Below are 1,328 nucleotides of genomic sequence, written 5' to 3' on the forward strand. Positions count from 1 at the left end.
ACTTACCATTGGAAGATCAAGCCTCCATCACGCCGCACTTTAGTCCATATTGAAAATCATAGGGACGAGCAATATCCCGGAGACAAGAATGTATTTGACGCCACATTGGCACTCGAAAAACAACCGATGACTGCCAGTGATATACGACAAACACTGATTCGAACTCCGGCCATGACCACTAAGGTTGTGCTAGGCATTTATTATCAGGCTTTGAAGCTGTTCATCAAAAAGGTGCCCTTTATCTCGCACCCAGACTCAGTTTCCAAGCCACCACAATACAAGAATTAACTAAGACGAGAAATTTCTCAGCGAGGTCTACATGGAACAGCTTGCCAAACAAAATCACAACATCAAGCAGCAGCCTCAAACCGCAGTGCTGAACAAAAACTGTAAGTATCGAAGCCTTGTTTTCACTATTCTGGAACGCTTACAGGGAACCAAGCTCGAAGTCATCGAAGGGGATGAGCATTCAATATTTGGTGACCGAGAAGCCAACCTTCACGCCGAGATTGTCATTCACGATTCTAGTTTCTTTAAAGACGTTGTCCTTAACGGCAGTATTGGCGCTTCAGAGACGTACAGTGACGGCAAGTGGACAAGTCCACATCTAACTCGTGTCATTCAAATCATGGCTCGCAACCAGCAGCAACTCGACGAGCTAGATGACAAGACACAGTGGCTGTCCAAGATTAAAAATCTGTTTTTGAGAAAGCAGAACGCCAATACAGAGCAAGGCTCGAAACGTAACATTCTGGCTCACTACGATATTGGCAATGAGCTTTACGAGCGCTTCTTAGACCCATCAATGCAATACTCTTCAGCTATCTACAGTGAACAAGCTACCAAGCTCGCAGACGCTCAGCAAAATAAGATGCGTACCATTTGTGAACGCTTAGAGTTAACAGAACAAGACAGTGTGGTTGAGATAGGCACTGGGTGGGGTGGACTTGCGATATTCATGGCGCAAAACTACGGCTGCCGTGTTACAACCACGACTATCTCTGATGCTCAGCACGAACTTGCCAAGCAGCGCATTGAAGCACTCGGGCTAAGCGACAAGATCACTCTGCTTAAAGAGGACTATCGCAACCTATCAGGCCAATACGACAAGCTAGTCTCTATTGAGATGATTGAAGCGGTTGGTCATGAATTTCTACAAACCTTCTTTACTACCTGCTCTCAGCTGCTCAAGCCAACAGGCAAGATGTTGATACAAGCGATCACCATCGCAGATGGGCGTTATGAGAAATACCGTAAAGGGGTCGATTTCATTCAGAAATATATCCTCCCAGGCGGCTGCCTACCCTCTGTTGCCGTCATGACAGGTC

Annotated in this window: 2 protein-coding genes; both read left to right on the forward strand. The window is 46.2% G+C overall.

Annotation, left to right across the window (positions count from 1 at the left end; translation table 11 throughout):
* The coding region (locus KIV40_RS29915; RefSeq protein WP_285352902.1) for a DUF1365 family protein at window positions 1-288 on the forward strand (288 nt) is incomplete at its 5' end.
* A gap of 31 nt (window positions 289-319) precedes the next feature.
* Window positions 320-1,328 (forward strand): cyclopropane-fatty-acyl-phospholipid synthase family protein (locus KIV40_RS29920; RefSeq protein WP_285352903.1); only part of this gene is annotated, 1,009 nt, incomplete at its 3' end.

Source organism: Vibrio sp. D173a (assembly GCF_030248475.1).